Origin of the sequence: Streptomyces sp. CB01881, assembly GCF_002953255.1 — a bacterium.
Taxonomy (GTDB): Bacteria; Actinomycetota; Actinomycetes; order Streptomycetales; family Streptomycetaceae; genus Kitasatospora.
The window spans coordinates 7,096,644-7,113,803 of sequence record NZ_CP026498.1 but is presented as its reverse complement, the minus strand read 5'-3'; the positions used below and the strand labels follow the sequence as shown (position 1 = coordinate 7,113,803).

At 73.7% G+C, this 17,160-nt stretch carries 18 protein-coding genes; 7 read left to right on the top strand and 11 right to left on the bottom strand.

The features are described from left to right. Nucleotides 1-186 precede the first annotated feature (186 nt). The gene (locus C2142_RS20975; protein WP_148644077.1) at nt 187-663 is read left to right on the top strand and encodes a phage holin family protein; all 477 of its coding nucleotides are present in this window, start codon (nt 187-189) and stop codon (nt 661-663) included. A gap of 246 nt (nt 664-909) precedes the next feature. Next, nucleotides 910-1,956, top strand: a complete 1,047-nt coding sequence (locus C2142_RS20970; protein WP_148644076.1) for an alpha/beta hydrolase — start codon at nt 910-912, stop codon at nt 1,954-1,956. A 1,064-nt stretch (nt 1,957-3,020) separates the two neighbouring features. On the opposite strand, the gene C2142_RS20960 is transcribed toward C2142_RS20970, so the two are convergent. From C2142_RS20960 to C2142_RS20945, 4 genes are all read right to left on the bottom strand, one after another. Then, nucleotides 3,021-4,205, bottom strand: coding sequence for a MarP family serine protease (locus C2142_RS20960; RefSeq protein ID WP_148644074.1), 1,185 nt, complete (start codon nt 4,203-4,205; stop codon nt 3,021-3,023). 235 nt (nt 4,206-4,440) lie between these two features. After that, on the bottom strand, nt 4,441-5,172 hold the full coding sequence (locus C2142_RS20955) for a CoA pyrophosphatase (RefSeq protein ID WP_148644073.1): 732 nt from the start codon (nt 5,170-5,172) through the stop codon (nt 4,441-4,443). Further along, the gene (nth, locus tag C2142_RS20950) at nt 5,169-6,056 is read right to left on the bottom strand and encodes an endonuclease III (protein WP_241002699.1); all 888 of its coding nucleotides are present in this window, start codon (nt 6,054-6,056) and stop codon (nt 5,169-5,171) included. Before nth ends, C2142_RS20955 begins: the two co-directional genes overlap by 4 nt. Nucleotides 6,057-6,274: 218 nt before the next feature. Continuing rightward, entirely contained in the window at nt 6,275-7,243 is a 969-nt protein-coding gene (locus tag C2142_RS20945) for a serine protease (protein ID WP_148644072.1), read from the bottom strand. A gap of 339 nt (nt 7,244-7,582) precedes the next feature. Between C2142_RS20945 and C2142_RS20940 the strand changes: the two genes are divergently transcribed. Together C2142_RS20940 and C2142_RS20935 are read left to right on the top strand one after the other, a co-directional pair. Further along, the gene (locus C2142_RS20940) at nt 7,583-8,017 is read left to right on the top strand and encodes an SRPBCC family protein (RefSeq protein ID WP_148644071.1); all 435 of its coding nucleotides are present in this window, start codon (nt 7,583-7,585) and stop codon (nt 8,015-8,017) included. After that, entirely contained in the window at nt 8,014-8,586 is a 573-nt protein-coding gene (locus C2142_RS20935; RefSeq protein ID WP_148644070.1) for a MarR family transcriptional regulator, read from the top strand. Before C2142_RS20940 ends, C2142_RS20935 begins: the two co-directional genes overlap by 4 nt. Nucleotides 8,587-8,851: 265 nt before the next feature. On the opposite strand, the gene C2142_RS20930 is transcribed toward C2142_RS20935, so the two are convergent. Beyond that, nucleotides 8,852-9,793, bottom strand: coding sequence for an isocitrate lyase/phosphoenolpyruvate mutase family protein (locus tag C2142_RS20930; RefSeq protein WP_148644069.1), 942 nt, complete (start codon nt 9,791-9,793; stop codon nt 8,852-8,854). A gap of 387 nt (nt 9,794-10,180) precedes the next feature. On the opposite strand from C2142_RS20930, the gene C2142_RS20925 reads away from it, so the two are divergent. Further along, nucleotides 10,181-10,855 (top strand): Crp/Fnr family transcriptional regulator, encoded by a 675-nt coding sequence (locus C2142_RS20925; protein ID WP_030240972.1) that lies wholly within the window; start codon nt 10,181-10,183, stop codon nt 10,853-10,855. A gap of 154 nt (nt 10,856-11,009) precedes the next feature. Here the strand turns inward: C2142_RS20925 and C2142_RS20920 are convergent, their stop codons facing one another. From C2142_RS20920 to C2142_RS20900, 5 genes are all read right to left on the bottom strand, one after another. Further along, on the bottom strand, nt 11,010-11,831 hold the full coding sequence (locus C2142_RS20920) for an MBL fold metallo-hydrolase (RefSeq protein WP_241002698.1): 822 nt from the start codon (nt 11,829-11,831) through the stop codon (nt 11,010-11,012). Next, nucleotides 11,828-12,004, bottom strand: a complete 177-nt coding sequence (locus C2142_RS20915) for a hypothetical protein (RefSeq protein ID WP_153882801.1) — start codon at nt 12,002-12,004, stop codon at nt 11,828-11,830. Before C2142_RS20915 ends, C2142_RS20920 begins: the two co-directional genes overlap by 4 nt. Before the next feature lie 122 nt (nt 12,005-12,126). Continuing rightward, on the bottom strand, nt 12,127-12,993 hold the full coding sequence (locus tag C2142_RS20910) for an NUDIX hydrolase (RefSeq protein WP_241002697.1): 867 nt from the start codon (nt 12,991-12,993) through the stop codon (nt 12,127-12,129). Nucleotides 12,994-13,072: 79 nt separating this feature from the next. Beyond that, nucleotides 13,073-13,543: a RidA family protein gene (locus tag C2142_RS20905; protein WP_148644068.1), complete on the bottom strand. Its 471-nt coding sequence runs from the start codon at nt 13,541-13,543 to the stop codon at nt 13,073-13,075. Continuing rightward, nucleotides 13,540-13,698, bottom strand: a complete 159-nt coding sequence (locus C2142_RS20900) for a DUF4177 domain-containing protein (protein ID WP_094743074.1) — start codon at nt 13,696-13,698, stop codon at nt 13,540-13,542. Before C2142_RS20900 ends, C2142_RS20905 begins: the two co-directional genes overlap by 4 nt. A gap of 227 nt (nt 13,699-13,925) precedes the next feature. On the opposite strand from C2142_RS20900, the gene C2142_RS20895 reads away from it, so the two are divergent. After that, nucleotides 13,926-15,002 (top strand): ArsA-related P-loop ATPase, encoded by a 1,077-nt coding sequence (locus C2142_RS20895; protein ID WP_148644067.1) that lies wholly within the window; start codon nt 13,926-13,928, stop codon nt 15,000-15,002. Nucleotides 15,003-15,013: 11 nt separating this feature from the next. Then, nucleotides 15,014-16,189, top strand: coding sequence for an ArsA family ATPase (locus C2142_RS20890; protein ID WP_241003240.1), 1,176 nt, complete (start codon nt 15,014-15,016; stop codon nt 16,187-16,189). A 70-nt stretch (nt 16,190-16,259) separates the two neighbouring features. Here C2142_RS20890 and C2142_RS20885 read toward each other — a convergent pair whose 3' ends face one another. Continuing rightward, the gene (locus tag C2142_RS20885) at nt 16,260-16,583 is read right to left on the bottom strand and encodes a WhiB family transcriptional regulator (protein ID WP_033333275.1); all 324 of its coding nucleotides are present in this window, start codon (nt 16,581-16,583) and stop codon (nt 16,260-16,262) included. Nucleotides 16,584-17,160 lie beyond the last annotated feature (577 nt).

The following is a 17,160-nucleotide window of genomic DNA, read 5'->3' as shown; positions in this document are numbered from 1 at the left end:
GGGCCACAGCAGGGGTAGCACGAGGGACACGCCCCTTCGGCAGGGCCCCGGAGTGGTGTGTGACAGACCGCTGGGGGCATGATTCTGAGCTGTCGACAGTCCACTGACGCCTCCGGACCCCCTCCGGCCCCCGGAACCGCACCGCACGGCGGCGTCACGCCGCACAGCCGCAGAGGAGAACAGCTGATGCCCGCAGGAGCCGCAGACCCGTCCAGCAACGGCCGGGCGCCCTACGAGGGCGAGCGTTCGGTCGGGCAGCTGTTCGCGGCGGCCACCGCCGACCTGTCCGCACTCGTCCACGACGAGATCGCGCTGGCCAAGGCCGAGCTGCGAGCGGACGTCAAGCGCGGCGTCTCCGGCGGTGCCTCGCTGACGGTCGCCGGTGTGGTGGCGCTGGCCTCCGTCCCGATGCTGAGCGCCGCGGCGGCCTTCGGCATCCACGCGCTGGGCGTCTCGCTCGGCTGGTCCTTCCTCATCGTGGCCGGTGCCTACCTGCTGCTCGCGGTGCTGCTCGGGCTGCTGGCCTGGCGCTCGTTCAAGCGGATCGAGAAGCCGCACCGCACCATCGAGGGTGCCCAGAGGACCGCCGACGTGCTGAAGAACGCCCGCCCGCGCCCCGCCACCCAGGAGGAGATCGACCGGGCCCTGGGCCGCATCCCGTAAGCCCGGCGCCGGGCCGCCCGGCGCCCGCTGCCCGGCGGCCCGTCTCCCCCGTCGCACCGGCAGCCCGCAGCCCTCCCGTACGCCCGCACGCCCGCACGCCCGCACGCCGGGAGCAGGGCGGAAGCGGCGCGGCGGCAGGACGGCAGCGGGCGGCAGCAGGACGGACGGCAGCCCTGCCCGTGGTCTGACGCACCGAGAACGAGTGCCGGGCGCGTGTCCGGCGTAGGGATGTGACACGCTCTCGGTATGCCGCTTGACCAGAAGCCCGCGTCCGCGCAGCCGTCCGCCGACTCCGGCCCCGACCGCACGGGCGGTCAGGGCGCCGTTGACGGTGCCGCCGACGGCGCGACCGCGGTCGTCGTCGGCGGCACCGCGGCCTCCGCGCCAGGTCATGCCTGGGACGTCCGGCAGGCGGGCCCCTGGACGCACCGCGACCTCGCGGCCAACGGCGCCCGGTTCCACATCGCCGAGCTGGGCAAGGGCCCGCTGGTCCTGCTGGTGCACGGCTGGCCGGAGTACTGGTGGGCCTGGCGCCACCAGCTGACCGCGCTCGCCGAGGCCGGCTACCGGGCCGTCGCGGTCGACCTCCGGGGCGTCGGCGGCAGCGACCGGACCCCGCGCGGGTACGACCCGGGCAACCTCGCCCTGGACATCACCGGCGTGATCCGCTCGCTCGGCGAACGCCGGGCCCACCTGGTCGGCCACGCCTCCGGCGGCACGCTGTCCTGGGTGGCGGCGGTGATGCGGCCGTCGGTGATCCAGAGCCTCACCGTGGTGTCCGCCGCGCACCCGCGCGACCTGCGCCGGGCCCTGCTGACCGACCGCCGCCAGATGGCCGCCTTCGACCACGTGCTGGGCTTCCAGCGGCCGTGGATACCGGAGCGCCGACTGGTGGCCGACGACGGCGAACTGGTCGGCCGCTACCTGGACGCCTGGACCGGCCGCAACCAGCTGGACCGGGCGGCGGTGGCCGCGTACCGGCAGGCGATCCAGATCCCCAGCACCGCGCACTGCTCGATCGAGCCCTACCGCTGGCTGCTGCGGTCGATGGCGCGCCCGGACGGCATCCAGTTCGCCCGACGGATGAAGAAGCCGGTCACCGCGCCCACCCTGCACGTCCAGGGCGCCGCGGACCCGGTGCTGCTGTCGCACACCGCGCTCGGCGGTGGCGAGTACGTGGCCGCGCCGTACCGCTGGCGGCTGCTTCCCGGGATCGGGCACTTCCCGCACGAGGAGGCACCGGAGGAGTTCACCTCCGAGCTGCTGGACTGGATCGGCCGGCACAAGGACTGAGGCTCTGGTCGGCCGGTCTCCGGGTGGCCGGGTGGCTTATGTCCAGGTGGCCGGGTGGCTTGTGTCCAGGTGACCGGTCACCGGAAGACCGGCCCCGGGGAAACCGGCCATCGGCGGCCCGCCGCCAGAAACCCGTCGGGACCGGGCTCCGCCGCCGACGGGATGAGTGCGGGTCGCGTCCTGCCCAGGGCCGTAGGTCCCAACTCCTTTGATGTTGCGCTCATATGACAAACGCATAGGACAAGTTGGCACCTGTGCAGGCGGTTACGCCGACCGGCCCAGGGGCATCCATTGCGGTATGACCTGGATGCCCGATCGCGACAGCGCTCCACGCGGCCGACGCCACAACAGCTCGCAGAGGTCCGGACACCGCCCCGACTGGGCGGACGACCTCGGATACGACGGTATGGACCGCCGTCAGCGCTCGGCGCAGCGCCAGCTCGGCATCCCGCACATCCTCGGCCGCCGCGCCCGCTGGGTGGGCGCACGGCTGCGGCGCGAGACCTGAGGCCCCGCGCCGCGCGCCCTTGGCGGCAGGCCGGCCCCTGAAGCGGGTCGGTTCACCACCGCCGGCGGCACCGCTGTGAACCAGAGCAGCACGAAGGCGGCCATCGACATGATCGGCACCAACACCCTGGTCCCGACGTCGTCGCCACTGCGCTTGATCAGCACCACCTCGTAGCGCTCCTTGTGCGGCCAGAGCAGCGGCGCACCCTTCACGGTCAGCGCCCGTCACGGTCAGCGCCCTGCTCGGCCAGCGCCGCCCGTCACGGTCAGCGCCCTGCTCGGCCAGGCCGTCGCCCAGCAGGTGCGCCGGCGTACCCGGCGCCACCGCGTACGGCAGTCGGCCCGGCGTGGCCCCGGAGATCCACGTCGCGACGCGGCAGAGGAGCTCGGAGACGGGGCCGAGGGAAGTCGGCGATCGTCCCGTCGTGGTGGTCGAGGTCCGGCAGCGGCGCGCACCCGCACACAGCGCCGTGGGCGGGTCGGGAAACGCGGACGTGGACGCGGACGCCGCCGGAGCCGCACGCCCCTGGGTGGGCGCCGGAGTGCGCCCACGCATCTCAGAGCGCGCAGCCCTGGGTGTCCACCCTGCCGGTCGCCGTACTGCCCTGGGCCGCGTCCTCGCGCACCTCGGCGGCGGTCAGCACGTACCCGGTGTCCACGCTGTCGAGCGACTTGGCGAAGACCACGCCGAACACCTGGCCGTCCGGGGTGAGCAGCGGGCCGCCGCTGTTGCCCTGGCGGACCAGCGAGCGCACCGAGTAGACGTCGCGGACCACCTGGCCGCGGTGGTAGATGTCCGGGCCGTTGGCCTGGATCCGGCCGCGGATACGGGCCGGCTGGACGTTGAACGAGCCGTTCTCGGGGAAGCCCGCCACGATCGCGCTGTCGTTGGTCTTCGCCTCGCCCGCGAAGGTGAGCGGGGGCGCGTTGAGCTTGGGCACGTCCAGGATCGCGATGTCGCGCTGCCAGTCGTAGCGGACGACGGTCGCGTCGTACAGCTGGCCGGTGCCGCCGATCTGCACGGTGGGCTCGTCGACGCCGCCGACCACGTGCGCGTTGGTCATCACCCGGTGCGGGGCGTAGACGAAACCGCTGCCCTCCAGGGTCTTGCCGCAGGAGGGGGCGGTGCCGACCACCTTGACCAGGCTCTGCTTGGCCCTGGCCACCGCCGGGCTGGCGGCCAGCGCCGGGTCGGGGGTGTCGACCTGGGTGATCGGCTCGTGCTCGAAGGGGTTGAAGACCTGCGGGAAGCCGTTGCGGGCGAGCACCTTGGAGAAGTCGGAGAACCAGTTGGGCGCGTCCGACGGCAGGGCGTCCTGGACGCCGCCGAGCACGGCCGAGGAGCGGACCTGCTTGGAGACGGTCGGCAGGGAGGTCCCGGCGAGCGCCGACCCGATCAGCCAGGCCACCAGCAGCATTGAGATCACGTTGACCACCGCGCCGCCGGCCGCGTCCAGCGCCTTGGCCGGGCGCCGGTCGATGTGGCCGCGCAGCTTCCAGCCGAAGTGGGTGGTGACCGCCTGGCCGATCGCCGCGAGCACGATGACCACCACGACGGCGATCACCGAAGCGGTGGTACCGGGGCTGAGGTGGTCGAGCAGCAGCGGGAGCAGTTGGACTGCGATCAGGCCGCCGCCGAGGAAGCCGAGGACCGACATGACGCCGACCACGAAGCCCTGCCGGTAGCCCGACACGGCGAATCCCACGGCGGCGGCGATCAGCAGCAGATCCAGGACGTTCACCCCGACACCCTCCCACGACCGGCCGGGTGGCCGTGCCGGGAGCCGTGCGGTCGGCCGTTCCAGTAGCCGTGTGAACAACTGTACGGACCGCGGGGACGGAACCTGTAGGGACGGCCCCGGGACCCGTGCGGACGGCCACGCGGACCGCCGGACAGCGCGGCCTGCGGACCGCCGGACAACCCGGTGCACGGACCGTCGCACAGCCCGGTGTGCGGACCGCCGGGCCGTCGGCCGGTCACGTCTTCCTGGCGTCGCCGCCCAGCAGCGCGCGGGAACGGTCGAGGTCGCCCTGCACCAGTTCGATCGCGTCGTCGGACAGGTCGACCGTCCGGGAGGTGTCCCAGGGCAGCTCCAGGCCGCTGTGGTGCAGCACCCGGTCGATCACCCCGGCGGTGAACCCCCAGACCAGCCGGCCGGCGACCGCGAAGGCCGGGCCGAGGTGGCCGGAGGGGTGGCGCAGCCGGACCCGGTTGGCCGGGTCGGTCAGCTCGGCGATCGGCACCCGGAACACCGCGCCGGTCTCGCCCGCGTCCACCGGCCTGACCGGCGACTCCGTGCGCCACCAGCCCAGCACCGGGGTCACCACGAAGCGGCTGACCGGGATGTAGAGGGCGGGCAGGGCGGCGAAGACCTGCACCCCGGACGGGTCCAGGCCGGTCTCCTCCCACGCCTCGCGCAGCGCGGCCGCGACCGGGCCGGGCCCCGCCGGGTCCCCGTCCTCCGGGTCCAGTGCGCCACCGGGGAAGGACGGCTGGCCGGCGTGCGAGCGCAGCGAACGGGCCCGCTCGATGAGCAGCAGGTCCGGCCCGCCCTCACCCTCGCCGAAGAGCACCAGGACGGCGGCGGCGCGTCCGCCCTCGGCGGGCGGCAGGAAGCGGCTCAGCTGCTCGGGCAGCACCCGCTCGGCGGCGTCCCGGACCGGCTCCAGCCACCCCGGCAGGCCCTCCCGCTCGATCCCCGCGGTCACCGGGCCACCGCCAGGTCCGCGACCTGCCCTTGGTGCGCGTCGGCGTCGGCACGCGCCGCCGCCTCGCCCGGGAAGTCGGCGGGCGGCCGCAGCCGCTGGCCCGGCTGTCCGCCCATCTCGTACTTGAGCAGCTTCTTCGCCTTCTCCGGATCCGTCTCTCCCTCGCCGTACGACGGACAGAGCGGCGCGATCGGGCAGGCACCACAGGCCGGCTTGCGGGAGTGGCAGATCCGCCGGCCGTGGAAGACCACCCGGTGGGAGAGCATCGTCCACTCCGACTTCGGGAAGATCTCCGCGACGGCCGCCTCGACCTTCTCCGGGTCCTCCTCCGCCGTCCACCCGAACCGCCGCGCCAGCCGGCCGAAGTGGGTGTCCACGGTGATCCCCGGGACACCGAACGCGTTGCCCAGCACCACGTTGGCGGTCTTCCGGCCGACGCCCGGGAGCGTGACCAGGTCCGCCAGCCGACCGGGGACCTCGCCGCCGAAGTCGTCCCGCAGGGCGATCGAGAGGCCGATCAGCGACTTCGCCTTGGCCCGGAAGAACCCGGTCGGCCGGATGATCTCCTCCAGCTCCTCCGGCACCGCCGCCGCCATGTCCTCCGGCATCGGGTACTTCGCGAACAGCGCGGGCGTCGTCTGGTTCACCCGCAGGTCGGTGGTCTGCGCCGACAGCACGGTGGCCACCAGCAGCTCGAACGGGTTGTCGAAGTCCAGCTCCGGGTGCGCGTACGGATACAGCTCCGCCAGCTCCCGGTTGATCTTCCGTGCCCGCCGCACCATCGCCAGGTGCGACTCCGGCTTCCTCGGCTTCACCGCGGGCTTTGCCTTCACCGCGGACTTCGCCTTCGGCGCGGCCGCCTTCCGGACCTTGCTCTCTGCCATGCCCGAAGGCTACGCCGCCCGGTCGACGGCCGGGGGCACTTCACGACCGATGGACGAGCCCCCGACGCACCCCCGTCCGACCTCCGCCACACCCCCGTCCGACCTCCGCCACACCCCCGTCCGACCCCCGCCGGTTGTCCGGCGGGGGTCCTCCTGGCTGCACGCAGGCCGCGACGACATCGGTACCAGTACTCGCCGGCGCCTGTCCGGACGGCGCGTCAGGCGGCACGGTGAGCCTCCCTGCGGCGCAGCGCGACAGTGGTGCCGCCACCGGCGAGGACCAGCACCGCGGCCACGCCGGCGAGCACTGCGACGCTGCCGTCCGTGCCGGTCTCGGCGAGGTCGGAGCCGCTTTCCGCGGGCGCTTGGGCGCTGTTGGCCTTCATGGTCCTCCGGATCCAGTCCGCGTAGGCGGGCGCGCTGGTGTAGAGCCCCGGTCCTGCGGAGCACGGCACCTTCGGGGCCCCGGGGCCCGAGGTGACCCCGACGAGCTCCCACCGTTCGTCCCGGCCCTTCTGGAGCTGCGGGCCGCCGGAGTCCCCGAAGCACGCCATGGCCTTGGGCGTGGAGCTGATCGTGCACAGCCGGGTCGGGCCCGCGTAGCCGGGTGCGCACTCCGACTCGGCGCCCAGGCGGGTGTTCAGCTCCTGGAGCCGGTCCGGGAACTTGAACTGACCGTCGGCGGTGGTGCCGAAGCCGAGGAGCCGGGTCGGGGTGCCCGGCCGCCCCGCCTGCCCGGCGATCCTGACGGGCTGCTCGGTGACCGGTCGGTCGAGACGGACCAGCGCAAGGTCGTCCTTGTTGGCGGCCTTCGACTCGCCGTTCAGGTAGCCGGGGTGGACGAAGGTCCGGTCGATCTTCCGGACGGTGCCCCCGGTCTTCCGCTGGTCGCTGCCGACCCGGACGATCCCCTCCAGCTCAAGGCCCTCGCCCGTGACGCAGTGTGCCGCCGTCAGCACCCACTGCCGGTCGATCAGCGACGCCCCGCAGTTGCCGTCCAGCAGACCGAGGGTGGGGGCCGACTCCGGGATCGTCGCCATGAACGGGTAGCTCTCGGTGGAGTCGCCACCGTTGACGATCGCACCGGCACTGCCCGCCATGAGGGTGGCGCAGGCGGCGAGAGCGAGAGCACCGACGGCGGCGGTGCGGGCAGTACGGCGACGAGACGACGACTTCAAGCTGAACACGGAACGTTCCCTTTGCTCGGAAATGCGTACGCGTCCAGCCTGCTCATCGAAGATCCATCGGACCACGGTGGTAGCCGGTGGACACACGCTCCGGGCAGCAGGCCCGGGAGCGGTGGGGTTGTCCCCCGGTCTTCGCGGTGGTGGCGAGGTTCGCCGTCGAGCCGTTCCGCCGCTGCTCAGCGACGTACCCCCCCGGCAAGGCGGCACGTGCGTCGTCGCAAGCGGCCGCCGATGGATGCTCCTCGGGCCTCGACCCCTTGTGAAATTAGTCGTCGCGACGATAGTCTGCGCGTAGAGCAACTGCCGAGGGGGCGGGCTCGGAACGAGGGGATGCAGACCATGTGGAGCCACGAGTACACGGGTGAGACGGCAGCGGCGCCGGAGGCGGTCTGGGCGGTCCTGCGGGACCTCGACGGCTGGGCGCGCTGGGACGGCTCGATGGAGGTCGTGTCGCTGCTCGGGCCCTTCGAGGTGGGCAGCAGGGTTTCGATGACGCCGAAGGGGCAGGAGCCGATCGTCTCGGTGATCACGGCGATCGAGGAGAACGCGCTGTATGCCGACCGGACCGAGTTCGGCGGGGTCGAGCTGCGCTTCAGCCACGCGCTGAGCCCGCTCACGGGCGGCGGCACGCGGGTGGTGCACCGGCTGGAGATCTCGGGCCCGGCCGCCGACGAGATCGGACCGGAGCTCGGCCCAGCCATCACGGAGGACTTCCCCGAGGCGATGGCCGCCCTGTTCGCGTACGCCGCCCGGGACACCGGGACCGGCGCATGAGCGGCGCGACGGACGGGCGGAGGAACGCCGGGGATGCCGGGAGCGCCGGGGATACCCGGGGTGCCGGGGGCATCGACGGACCGGACTACAGCCCCGGGTTCTGGCTCTGGCACGCGACGCTGCGCTGGCAGCGGCGGATCGCGGCGGCCCTGGCGCCGTTCGACCTGACGCATGCACAGTTCGTCCTGCTCTCCTGTGCCTGGTGGCTCAACGAGCAGGGCACGGTGCCCAACCAGCAGACGCTGGCCCGGCAGGCCGGGACCGACGTGAAGATGACCTCGCAACTGGTGCGGAAGCTGGAGGCCAAGGGCCTGCTGGACCGTGAGACGGACCCGCAGGACACCCGCGCGCGCCGGCTGCGGATCACCCCGCGCGGGGCGGAACTCGCGCAGGCCGCCATCGTCGAGGTGGAGCGGGTGGACGCGGCCTTCTTCCGGCCCGCGGAACAGCCGGGCGGCCCGGCGGACCGCCCGGGCGCCGGGCCGGGCGACGCGCCGGCCGCGGGACTGGACGGCCGCGCGCTGAGCGCCCTGCTCCGACGCCTGGCCGAGGCGCCGGAGCAGGAGTAGAGCAGGTGGTCTGCGAGCTGACCGGGCAGGTGCCGACTCTCGACCACGCCCGCCGACTCCACCGGGACGGCTCCACCGGAACGGGTCCGCCGGCGAGCGCGCCCGGCGGGCGGTGCGACGCCTGCTCGGACCGCCCGCCGCGGCCGACGGTTCGTCCGGGCCGGCCGCCCTGCCGGAGCCGGGCGAGTTCTGACCGAGGCAGCCGGGTGTGCCCCGGCGCCTCCCCCGTGGGCGCCGGGGCACACCCCTGTCGAGGGCGTCCGGCTCAGCGCCGGTACAGCGCATCCAGTTCGCCGAAGCCCAGCGCGCCGTCCAGCTCCGTCAGGGTGCCCGCGCCGAGCAGCTCGGCGGCGGCCCGGCGGGCCGCGGTGTACGCGACCTGGGCCAGGCCGGTGCCGACGCTGATCCGCCGCACCCCGGCGGCGGCGAGTTCGGCCACGGCCGGACCGCCGGGGACCGCCATCGCGTTCACCGGCAGCGGGGACGCGGCGCAGAGCCGGGCGAGCGCGTCGAGGTCGAGCAGCCCGGGAACGAAGAGGCCGTCCGCACCGGCCTCCGCGTACGCCGCCGCGCGGGCCAGCACGTCGTCGAGCCGGCCCTCGGCCGGGCCGATCCCGAACAGGAAGACGTCCGTCCGGGCGTTCACCACCAGCTCCGGCAGCCCCGCCCCGGCGGCGGCCTCCCGGGCGGCGCCCAGCCGGGCGGCCTGCTCGGCCACCGGGAAGAGCGGGCCGCCGGGGGCGGTCGAGTCCTCCAGGTTGACGCCGACCGCGCCCGCGCCGATCAGCGCCCGGACGGTGTCCGCGACGTCGGCGGGCTGCGGGCCGTAGCCGCCCTCGGCGTCGACGGTCACCGGCAGGTCGACGGCGGCGGCGATCCGGCGGGCCGCCTCGACCGCCTCCGGCCGGCCGAGCTGCTGGCCGTCGCCGCGGCCGAGCGACCAGGAGACGCCGCCGCTGGTGGAGGCGATCGCAGCCGCACCGGCCGAGGCGATCACGGCGGCGCTGCCGGCGTCCCAGGCGTTCGGCAGGACGAGCACCCCGCCGGGCGCCCCGTCCGCCACCAGCGCCCGCAGCCGCAGCGCCCGCTCCCGAAGCGGCGCGAGCGACGTGATCGACGTGGCCGACGTGGCCGACGTGGCCGACGCGAGCGACGTGAGCGTCGTCGTGGACGCGGGCGACGTCGTGGTGCGGGTGTCAGTGGACATGCGGGGTCACCGTCTTTCGTGCGGTCGGGCTCTCGGGCGGTCGTGCCGTCTTGCGTCGGCTGCCGACGACCTGAATCCTGCGCCCGGGACCGGCACCGCCTCCATCGATTCAGCTGAGACCGAATCCTCGGCCGGGTCCCCGCGACGACGGAGGGCACGGCGGCCGGCACCGCAGCGGGCGGACCAGCACCTCATCGCCCTGTGCTGACAGGCGCGCCGGGTGTCCCGCAGGCCGGACCGGCGGTACGAATGGCCCCGCGCAGCGCACCTCGGCGCACCCCCTCCTCATATGATCGGAGCGACATGCGCCATGCTTGGTGATGCAGAGCACTGTACGAACTTGCGCCGACGGGCTTGACAGCCGGACGGCCGAGAAGGAGGAAGCACGTGGACGACGTTCTGCGGCGCGCCGCACTCTTCGCGGCACTCGACGACGAACAGGCCGGCGAGCTGCGCGCTTCCATGACCGAGGTCACCCTCGCCCGCGGTGAGTCGCTGTTCCACGAGGGCGACCCGGGCGACCGGCTGTACGTCGTCGCCGAGGGCAAGGTGAAGCTGCACCGCGCCTCGCCGGACGGCCGCGAGAACATGCTCGCCGTCCTCGGCCCCAGCGAGATGATCGGCGAGCTGTCGCTGTTCGACCCCGGCCCGCGCACCGCCACCGCGAGCGCGCTGACCGAGGTCAAGCTGCTCGGCCTCGGCCACGGTGACCTCCAGCCCTGGCTGCACGCCCGCCCCGAGGTCTCGATCGCGCTGCTGCGCGCCATCGCCCGCCGACTCCGCCGGACCAACGACGTGATGTCCGACCTGGTCTTCTCCGACGTGCCCGGGCGCGTCGCCAAGGCCCTGCTGGACCTCTCCCGCCGCTTCGGCGTGCAGTCCGAGGAAGGCATCCACGTCGCCCACGACCTCACCCAGGAGGAGCTGGCCCAGCTGGTCGGCGCCTCCCGCGAGACGGTCAACAAGGCGCTCGCCGACTTCGCCGGCCGCGGCTGGCTGAAGCTGGAGGCCCGCGCGGTGGTCCTGATGGACGTCGAGCGCCTCTCCCGCCGCTCGCGCTGACCGTCCGGGCGCGCTCACCCGGGCGCGCTCACGCCGAGGGCCTGTACACCGATGGGTGTACAGGCCCTCGCGCTTGCCGCTGTGCGGTCCGGAGGGGCCGGGTCGGGCCGACCGGACCGGACCGGGTCAGCCGGATCGCACCGGGTCAGCCGGGTCAGATCAGCCCGTGCTCCTCCAGGTACTGCAGCTGGGCCAGGACCGACAGCTCGGCGGCCGGCCAGAGCGAGCGGTCCACGTCGGCGTAGACCCGGGCCACCACCTCGGGCGCCGTCCGCAGTCCGGCCTCGACCGCCGTCTCCACCTGGGCGAGCCGGCCGGCCCGGTGCGCGAGGTAGTAGTCGACGGCGCCGAGCGCGTCCGCGAGCACCGGCCCGTGGCCGGGCAGCACGGTGCGTACGCCGTGCTCGGAGGCCATCGTGTGCAGGTGGCGCAGCGAGTCCAGGTAATCGCCGAGGCGGCCGTCGGGGTGGGCGACCATCGTGGTGCCGCGTCCCAGGACGGTGTCACCGGTCAGGATCGCGCCGTCGGCCGGCAGGTGGAAGGTCAGCGAGTCCGAGGTGTGCCCGGGGGTGGCGACCACCCGCAGGTCGAGGCCGCCGACGTCCAGCCGCTGCCCGTTGGTCAGCCCCTCGGAGCCGAGCCGGTACGCCGGGTCCAGGGCGCGGACCTCCGTCCCGGTGAGCTCGGCGAACCGGGCGGCGCCCTCGGAGTGGTCGGCGTGGCCGTGGGTGAGCAGGGTGAGCGCGATGCGCTTGCCCTGCCGCTCGGCGGTCTCGATCACCCGGCGCAGGTGGCCCTCGTGGAGCGGGCCCGGGTCGACGACCACCGCGAGGTCGGAGCCGGGCTCGGAGAGCAGCCAGGTGTTGGTGCCGTCCAGCGTCATCGGGGACGGGTTCGGCGCCAGCACGCAGAGTGCCCGGGGGGTGGCCTCGCCGCCGATGGCGGCGGCGGGGTCACCCGGGAGGAGTCCGCTCACCGGCCGCCCTCGCTGACCCGGCGCAACAGACGCGACGGAACGGCCCGGACGAGGGCGCGCTGCACCACCTCCGGGAAGGGGACGGAGTCGCCGTCACCGGGGAGAGTGCGGGTGGTCAGGCTGCGGGCGGGCATCGAGCGCGCCGTCCGGCGAGCCACGTCGTTGTGGGTCATCGGGCGTCGGTCCTTCCTCGGTGGGTTTCCGGAACTCCGGTGGTCTGTGGGTTTCGGCGCTCCCGGGACGTCGGCGGTCCGGGGACACCGGTGGTCTGCGGGTACCAGCGGTGCTACGGCCATCAGCGGTCTGCGGGAAAGTCCCCGTCGATGGTGAGCTCCTCGTACCCCGGCCAGCGGACGGTCACCCGATCGCCCCGGACCTCGGCCCGGCCGAGGACCGGGTCCAGCGACCGGCCCGCGGCCGCGTCGAGGGCCTCGGCGGCGCCGCTCACCGGCAGCAGCTCGCGCAGCACCGTGACGGTGGGCGGCAGCATGCCGAACCGGCCCTCCTCGTGGCCGCGGACCGCCTCGGCCGGGGTCAGCCAGGCGACCCGGTCGGCCTCGCCGACCTCCAGCGCGGCACGCTGGCCCGGCGGCAGGGCCGCGACGAAGAACCAGGTGTCGTACCGGCGCTCCTCGAACTCGGGGGTGACCCAGCGGGCCCAGCCGGCCAGCAGGTCACTGCGGAGCAGCAGGTCGTGCTTGCGGAGGAAGTCGGCGAAGGAGAACTCGTGGGCCTCCAGGGCGGCCCGCTCGGCGCTCCAGTCCCGGGGCTCGGCCGTGCTGGCGGCGTCCGGGCCGGCCAGCAGGACGCCGGCCTCCTCGAAGGTCTCGCGGACGGCCGCGCAGACCACCGCCTGCGCGGTCCGGGCGTCCACGCCGAGCCGCTCGGCCCACTCCTGCGGGCCCGGGCCGGCCCAGCCGATCTCGGCCTCGGCGTCGCGCGGGTCCACCCCGCCGCCCGGGTAGGCGTACATGCCGGCGGCGAAGGCCATCGAGGTGCGCCGTCGCAGCAGGTAGGCCTCCGGCCCGGCGGCCGCGTCCCGCAGCAGCACCACGGTGGCGGCGGGCCGGGGAACCGGCGGGGTCAGCTCGCCGGACTCGACCGCCCGGATCCGGGCGGGCCAGCCCGGCGGCATCGGGAGCGTCGTTGCTCGATGGTCCATGCCCGGATGCTAAGCGCACGGAGGCGGGGTTGGACAGGCCCAACCCCGCCTCGTGATCTGTCCGAACGGTGCCCGGTGGTCAGGCCCCGGCCTTGACCCGGACCTGGAGCTCGATCTCGACCGGCGCGTCCAGCGGCAGCACCGCGACGCCGACCGCGCTGCGGGCGTGCACGCCGGCCTCGCCCAGCACCTGGCCGAGCAGCTCGCTGGCGCCGTTGATGACGCCCGGCTGCCCGGTGAAGTCGGCGGCGGAGGCGACGAACCCGACCACCTTCACGACGCGCTCGATGTGGTCCAGGTCGCCGATCACCGACTTGATGGCGGCCAGCGCGTTCAGCGCGCAGGTCTGCGCGAGCTGCTTGGCCTCCTCCGGGGTGACCTCGGCGCCGACCTTGCCGGTGCTCGGCAGCTTGCCGCCCACCATCGGCAGCTGGCCGGAGGTGAAGACGAACTCGCCCGAGCGCAGGGCCGGCACGTAGGCGGCGACCGGTGCGGCCACCGGCGGCAGGGTCAGACCCAGCTCGGCGAGCTTCTCCTCGACCTTGCTCATGCGTTCTTCTCCCGCTTGAAGTAGGCCACCAGCTGCTCCGGGTTCGGGCCGGGCACGACCTGGACGAGCTCCCAGCCGTCCTCGCCGAAGTTGTCCAGAATCTGCTTGGTCGCGTGCACGAGCAGCGGCGCCGTCATGTATTCCCACTTGGTCATGGCCAGACTCTAGACGAGCGGCCCCCGCGAGCCGTGCGGCCCGCGGACGCGCGTGTGAGGTGGCCCACAAACCGGGCATGATTCAGGCCCGGCTCCCCTGATGCTCCCGGCATCCGGCGCGGTCCCTGGTTACTCTCGCGGGAGGGCACCTGTGGGATGGCGCCCGAGTGGCGCCGGCCCGCGGTGCCCCTCGGCCCTCGGCCCTCGGAGACGGACGGAGACGGAGCGTGGCACGCACCCCCGGCCAGGCGGCCCGGCGCGATCCCGACTGGGAGGGCGTCCGGCTGCACGTGGTCAGCGGAAAGGGCGGCACCGGGAAGACCACCCTGGCGGCGGCGCTGGCACTGGCCCTCGCCGCCGAGGGCAAGCGGACCCTGCTGATCGAGGTGGAGGGCCGCCAGGGCATCGCCGAGCTGTTCGGGATCGCCGCGCTGCCGTACGAGGAGCGGCGGATCGCGTCGGTCTCGCGCGCCCAGCTGGGGCTGCCCGCGGGAGGCGGGGCCGCCGGCGGCGAGGTCTTCGCCCTGGCCATCGACACCGAGCAGGCACTGCTCGAATACCTCGACATGTTCTACAAGCTCGGCCGGGCCGGCAAGGCGCTGCAGAAGGTCGGCTTCGTCGACTTCGCCACCACCGTCGCGCCCGGCGTCCGGGACGTGCTGCTCACCGGCAAGGCCTGCGAGGCGGCCCGGCGCAAGGGCCCGGACGGGCGGCGCACGTACGACGCGGTGGTGATGGACGCGCCGCCGACCGGCCGGCTCACCCGCTTCCTGAACGTGAACTCCGAGGTGGCCGGGCTGGCCCGGATCGGGCCGATCCACACCCAGGCGCAGGCCGTGATGCGGGTGCTGAGGTCGCCGGAGACCGCGGTGCACCTGGTCACCCTGCTGGAGGAGATGCCGGTGCAGGAGACCGTCGACGGCTTCGCCGAGCTGCGCGAGGCCGCCCTCCCGGTGGGCGGGGTACTGGTGAACATGGTCCGGCCCCCGGTCCTGGACGCGGCCGCGGTGGCCGCCGTCGACGGGGACCACCGCGAGGAGGTCGCGCTGGCCCTCGGCGAGGCGGGCCTCGGCGGGCGTTCGCGCAGGCCGGACACGGTCCGGGCGGCGGTGGAGCCGCTGCTCGACCCACTTCTCGAACAGGCCCGGGAGCACGCCGAGCGGGTGGAGCTGGAGCGCGAACAGCGCGCCGACCTCCAGCAGCTGAAGCTCCCCACCTACGAACTTCCGCTGCTGGGCGAGGGCGTGGACCTCGGCGGGCTCTACCGGCTGGCGGGCGAGCTGAAGCGTCAGGGGGCGGCGTGAGCGGGGGCGGCGTGGGCAACGGCGACAACGGGGTGCGCGGCAGCGGGCGCAGGCTCGGCGTGGACGAGCTGATCGACGACCCGAAGACCAGGATCATCGTCTGCTGCGGCTCGGGCGGCGTCGGCAAGACCACCACCGCCGCGGCCCTCGGGCTGCGGGCCGCCGAGCGCGGCCGCAAGGTCGTCGTGCTCACCATCGACCCGGCCCGCCGGCTCGCCCAGTCGATGGGCCTGACCGAGCTGGACAACACCCCGCGGGTGGTCAAGGGCGTCAACGGGGACGGCGAGCTCCAGGCCATGATGCTCGACATGAAGCGGACCTTCGACGAGGTCGTGCTGGCCCACGCCGAGCCCGAACGGGCCCGGGCGATCATGGAGAACCCGTTCTACCAGTCGCTCTCGGCCGGCTTCGCGGGCACCCAGGAGTACATGGCGATGGAGAAGCTCGGCCAGCTCCGCGCGGCCGAGGAGTGGGACCTCATCGTCGTCGACACCCCGCCGTCCCGGTCCGCGCTGGACTTCCTGGACGCGCCGAACCGGCTCGGGTCCTTCCTGGACGGCAAGGTGATCCGCATCCTGACCGCGCCGGCCAAGGTCGGCGGACGCAGCGCGATGAGGTTCCTGAACGCGGGGATGGGCCTGCTCACCGGCACCCTGGGCAAGATCTTCGGCGCCCAGCTGCTGACGGACGTGCAGACCTTCGTCAGCGCGATGGACTCGATGTTCGGCGGTTTCCGTGAGCGCGCCGACCGGACGTACCAGCTGCTCAAGGCACCGGGCACGGCGTTCCTCGTGGTGGCCGCACCCGAACGGGACGCGCTGCGCGAGGCGGCCTACTTCGTCGACCGCCTGGCCGCCGACCGGATGCCGCTGGCCGGACTGGTGCTCAACCGGGTGCACGGGACGGGCGCCCCCCAGCTCACCTCGGAGCGCGCGCTGGCGGCGGCCGAGGCACTGGAGGAGAACGGCTCGGAGAACGCCTCCCCGGAGGCCGAGCTGCTCGCGGCCGGACTGCTGCGGCTGCACGCGGAGCGGATGCAGATCATGGTGCGGGAGCGCCGCACCCGCGACCGCTTCGTCTCGGTCTACCCGGACGTGCCGATCGTCGAGGTCGCCGCGCTGCCCGGAGACGTCCACGACCTGGACGGGCTGCGGGCCATCGGCGACCGCCTGAGCGGTGCCGTGTAGGCCGCGGTGTGGTGACGGACTCGCGGCGCACGTCCGCGGTGACGGACCGCGGTGTGCGGTGGCGGGGTGTTCAGCCCGCCTGGGCGTAGTCCGTCAGTATCACTCCGGTGGCGAGGGACTCCTCGTACTCGGTGCGGGCGGTCTCCAGCAGCCGCCGCCACGACATCACCGTCGGCCGGCGGCGCAGCAGCGCCCGGCGCTCGCGCTCCGTCATTCCACCCCAGACCCCGAACTCCACCCGGTTGTCCAGCGCATCCGCCAGGCACTCCGTGCGGACGGGGCACCCGCTGCACACCGCCTTGGCGCGATTCTGCGCCGCCCCCTGGACGAAAAGTTCGTCCGGATCACTAGTGCGGCAGGCGGCCTGCGCACTCCAGTCGTCTACCCAGCCCATGCCGGCGCCGTCCTCTCCCGAATCGAGGCTCCCCCACGGCGGCAACGGCATATTCACCGTTGCCAGTTGAGGACGTTACGGAAGAACGACAGCTTGCAACAGCCCCTTCGGGCTCAATCTCGAATGACCCGATTGGACTATGGGTATCGGTCAGCTCACTCGTTGGAGTGACTGCAGGTCGCAAGCCTTGCCAAGAAAACGAGGACCACTCTCGCCACGCGAGCGATCACGGAGTGCCACCAAAAGCAGGGGCACAGCTGGCGACAGGTGCCTCAAAAACACTCCAGAGAGGGGCAATTCGGGCAAACCTCATCACTCACAAGAGTGAGTGATGCTGACGCACCGAAGCTGTCGCAAGCTTGTGACAAGCCTAGGCGAACACCTGCCCCGATGGAGGGGAATCCGCGACGTAGGGTTCTCCCCATGGCACCGAAGCGCCCCCAGGCACCCCAGCCCCCAGGCAACACCGGAGCTCCGCGCGGCCAGCGCCGCGGGTCACCGCTCGACTTCGCGGGACACGGAGTGAAGTTCCTGGGTGTCAGCGTGCTCTCCGGAGTCCTGCGGCATGGCCCTGCCC

What these genes read in the sequence shown, in the direction of transcription:
- C2142_RS20975 (WP_148644077.1), top strand. Translation starts at nt 187, where the DNA reads ATGCCCGCAGGAGCCGCAGACCCGTCCAGCAACGGCCGGGCGCCCTAC.
- C2142_RS20970 (WP_148644076.1), top strand. Translation starts at nt 910, where the DNA reads ATGCCGCTTGACCAGAAGCCCGCGTCCGCGCAGCCGTCCGCCGACTCC.
- nth (WP_241002699.1), bottom strand. Translation starts at nt 6,056, where the DNA reads ATGGCAGAGAGCAAGGTCCGGAAGGCGGCCGCGCCGAAGGCGAAGTCC.
- C2142_RS20940 (WP_148644071.1), top strand. Translation starts at nt 7,583, where the DNA reads ATGTGGAGCCACGAGTACACGGGTGAGACGGCAGCGGCGCCGGAGGCG.
- C2142_RS20935 (WP_148644070.1), top strand. Translation starts at nt 8,014, where the DNA reads ATGAGCGGCGCGACGGACGGGCGGAGGAACGCCGGGGATGCCGGGAGC.
- C2142_RS20930 (WP_148644069.1), bottom strand. Translation starts at nt 9,793, where the DNA reads ATGTCCACTGACACCCGCACCACGACGTCGCCCGCGTCCACGACGACG.
- C2142_RS20915 (WP_153882801.1), bottom strand. Translation starts at nt 12,004, where the DNA reads ATGACCCACAACGACGTGGCTCGCCGGACGGCGCGCTCGATGCCCGCC.
- C2142_RS20910 (WP_241002697.1), bottom strand. Translation starts at nt 12,993, where the DNA reads ATGGACCATCGAGCAACGACGCTCCCGATGCCGCCGGGCTGGCCCGCC.
- C2142_RS20905 (WP_148644068.1), bottom strand. Translation starts at nt 13,543, where the DNA reads ATGAGCAAGGTCGAGGAGAAGCTCGCCGAGCTGGGTCTGACCCTGCCG.
- C2142_RS20900 (WP_094743074.1), bottom strand. Translation starts at nt 13,698, where the DNA reads ATGACCAAGTGGGAATACATGACGGCGCCGCTGCTCGTGCACGCGACC.
- C2142_RS20885 (WP_033333275.1), bottom strand. Translation starts at nt 16,583, where the DNA reads ATGGGCTGGGTAGACGACTGGAGTGCGCAGGCCGCCTGCCGCACTAGT.